Genomic DNA, 3,046 nt, shown 5'->3' with positions numbered 1-3,046 from the left:
GTCACCGGACAACGCCCGACCGGCACCCCTGAGCGCTTTCGGCAGTGGCGGGCACGCTGCGTCTGGCAGCGAACAGGGTCGTGCGGATCATGCCCGGCGCGTCCATCGCCGCCGAAGGCCGCGACCCTCTTGGCTCGAATTCTGTTGTGCGCGAACGCTCTCAGTACCCGCGCGCGGGATCGATCGGCGCCAGCAGCGGGCGGCCTTCGAGGAACCGCGAGACGTTCGCTTCGACATGGTCGGCGAAGGCGGCCAACCGCAGCTGCGGCGGATTCGAATCATGAGGAGTGACAATGGCATTCGGCAGCGACCAGAGGGGATGACCGGCCGGGAGCGGCTCCGGGTAGGTGACGTCGAGGCCCGCGCCGCCGATCGCGCCGGAGGCCAGCGCGGCCACCAGCGCGTCGGTGTCGATGAGGCTGCCGCGCGCGACGTTGATGATCCACGAGGACGGCTTGAGCCGCGCGAGTTCGTCCGCGCCGACGAGATGCCTGGTGGCGGGCGTGGCGGGCGCGGCGATCACCACGTGATCGGTGTGCGGCCAGACCCGGCCCAGATGATCGGCGGAAATCGTCTCGACCGAAGAGGGAATGCCGGGGCCGGTGACCGGACGCCCGCTGCGGTTCACCGCGATGATGTGCGCGCCGAGCGGAACCAGCATCGGGATCAGCGCGCGGCCGATGCCGCCCGCGCCCACGATCGTCACCGTCTTGCCGCGCAGCGTGCCGACGTGCGGAAAGAAGTCCTGTTGCCGCCAGTCCGACGCGCGCAGATGCTCGGGCAGATACCGGACACCCGCGAGCAGCAGCATGAGCGCGTGCTCGGCCACGCTCGCCGCGAAAGCGCCTGCGGCGGAGGTGAATCGCACACCGGGATGCCTGGCGATGACGCCCGCGGCGAACCAGTCCTCGACGCCCGCGGCCGGAAGCTGCACCCACTCCACACCGGCGGGTAATTCGTCCGGGAACTCGCCGGCGTCGCCGGCCCAGATCAGCCCGCGCGCCTCGCCGAGATCGGAGAGGGTGGCGCCCGCCCCCACGACGGCCTTCTCAATCAGCGTGGGAGGTGGGTCGGCGGGGCCGATCGCGATCGTCACTGCCGGTCGGTTCATGGACGGACCTCCTTCGGAGCAGTAGGAACGTGGTCGCGAGCGGGACGTTGCGACCGTAACACCGCCCGGCGTGCGCCGACCGGTCGCGGGGTGTGCGTTCGGCGCGGCGCTAGGCCTCGCTCTGCTCCTCGTCGAGCTCCACGTCCACCTTGTCCCGCTCGGCCCACTCCAGGAGAGGATCCAGGTGGAACACCGCGTCATCCATGCCCGCGTGCAGATCGCCGAGTTCGGCGAAGCGAGCGGGAACGGAGGCCATGGTGAAGTCGCGCGGATCGATGTCGGGAATTTCGTCCCAGCGTACCGGTGTGGAGACCGTGGCGGCGGGGACGCCGCGCACCGAGTAGGCGGCGGCGATGGTGTGATCGCGGGCGTTCTGGTTGTAGTCGACGAACAGCATCTTCGGATCGCGGTCGCGCCGCCACCAGGTGGTGGTCACGTCGTCGGGTGCCCGCCGCTCGACTTCCCGGGCGAACGCGAGCGCCGCGCGGCGCACGTCCTGGAATCCCTGATCCGGCGCGATCCGCACGTACACGTGCATGCCCTTGCCGCCAGAGGTCTTCGGCCACCCGACGGCGCCGATCTCGTCGAGAACCTCGTGTACGACCCCGGCGACCCGTTGCACGCGTGACCACGGGCAGTCCGGCATCGGGTCGAGGTCGATGCGCCACTCGTCCGGACGCTCGGTATCGGCGGCGCGCGAATTCCACGGATGGAACTCGACCGTAGACATCTGCACCGCCCACAGGACGTCGGCGAGCTTCTCGACGCACAGCTCGTCGGCATGCCTCCCATAGCGCGGGAAGTACACCCGCACAGTCGGAATCCAGTCCGGTGCGCCGGCGGGAAGCCGCTTCTGATGCACCTTGTCGCCCGCGAGTCCTTTGGGAAACCGGTGCAGCATGCAGGGCCGGTCGCGCAGCGCGTTGACGATGCCGTCCCCGACGCTCAGGTAGTACTGCACCAGATCCAGCTTGGTGGCGCCGCTCTCCGGAAAGTAGACGCGGTCGGGGTTGGAGACGCGGATCGTATGGTCGCCGACCTCGAGCTCGATCGCCGACCCGGTGGATTTGCTGGCCACGGATCGACTGTAGTGGGCGAAGCGGAGGAAAGCCCCGCGCGACTTCGAACCGGCGCGAGCTTTGCCGCGGCAGGGTTCCCGGCCGTTGCACCGCTCTGGTATGCATACCGGTATGAGCAAGGCGACGCGCGTGACCGTCACGCTGGATCCGCAGGTGGCCGAGTGGGCCAGGGAGGTCGCCGATCGCCAGAACCGCAGCCTGTCGGCGGTGATCAACGCCGCGCTGCGCTCCATGCTCGTGCAGGACAGCCTGACCGCACTGGCCATCGACGATGAGGCCGAGCTGGCCGCGGCCTATGACGACGTGACGCTCACCCAGGCCGCCGAAGACGATGCCGCCGGCGCCGCATGAGACGCGGCGAGATCTGGCGCTACGCCCCGACGCTCAGTGACGGCACCCCTTTCCCGCGGCGCATGACGGTCGTGCTGGTCTCCGACTCGGCGGTGATCACCTCGCGCTATCGCTGGCTGCAAGTCGTCCCGTTGCGCGACGCCGACCCCGGGCATGTGCTGGCCACTCTCACCGAGCACGGCTGGGCCGACACCCTGAAACTGCACCGCGCCTATCGCCCATGGCTCACCGAACATCTCGGCGTGCTCTCCCCGGAGGAGACGGAATCCCTCGACGCCCGCCTGCGGGCGACGCTCAGTCTTTGATTGCAGCGCCTGCGGCGCTGCGTGTTCGCGGCCCCTTTGTGGCTCGCGTTTGCGCGACCGCCGCTTGCTCCTTCGTCGCCTACGCGACGGCCGCGCAAACGCGAGCCGGGCTGTGTTGGTTTTTCCAGCGCCTGCGGCGCTGGGTGTTCGCGGCCCCCTTATGGCTCGCGTTTGCGCGACCGCCGCTTGCTCCTTCGTCG

Annotated in this window: 4 protein-coding genes; 2 read left to right on the top strand and 2 right to left on the bottom strand. The window is 69.5% G+C overall.

Going from position 1 to position 3,046, the window contains the following annotated elements; genetic code table 11:
- Window positions 1-160: 160 nt before the first annotated feature.
- Window positions 161-1,111, bottom strand: a complete 951-nt coding sequence (locus NG1_RS32910) for a D-isomer specific 2-hydroxyacid dehydrogenase family protein (RefSeq protein ID WP_062977478.1) — start codon at window positions 1,109-1,111, stop codon at window positions 161-163.
- A 109-nt stretch (window positions 1,112-1,220) separates the two neighbouring features.
- Window positions 1,221-2,189 carry a non-homologous end-joining DNA ligase gene (ligD, locus tag NG1_RS32905; protein ID WP_062977476.1) on the bottom strand — a complete coding sequence of 323 codons (969 nt, stop codon included), beginning with the start codon at window positions 2,187-2,189 and terminating at the stop codon, window positions 1,221-1,223.
- A gap of 112 nt (window positions 2,190-2,301) precedes the next feature.
- On the opposite strand from ligD, the gene NG1_RS32900 reads away from it, so the two are divergent.
- Together NG1_RS32900 and NG1_RS32895 are read left to right on the top strand one after the other, a co-directional pair.
- A complete protein-coding gene (locus NG1_RS32900) occupies window positions 2,302-2,541 on the top strand; it encodes a hypothetical protein (RefSeq protein WP_062977474.1) in 240 nt (79 codons plus the stop codon).
- Window positions 2,538-2,846, top strand: a complete 309-nt coding sequence (locus tag NG1_RS32895) for a hypothetical protein (protein WP_062977472.1) — start codon at window positions 2,538-2,540, stop codon at window positions 2,844-2,846. The genes NG1_RS32900 and NG1_RS32895 overlap by 4 nt, the downstream gene beginning before the upstream one ends.
- Window positions 2,847-3,046 lie beyond the last annotated feature (200 nt).

This window comes from Nocardia gamkensis NBRC 108242, assembly GCF_001612985.1.
Taxonomy (GTDB): Bacteria; Actinomycetota; Actinomycetes; order Mycobacteriales; family Mycobacteriaceae; genus Nocardia; species Nocardia gamkensis.
Note: the sequence above shows the minus strand (reverse complement) of the source record. Positions and strands in the feature narration are given on the sequence as shown.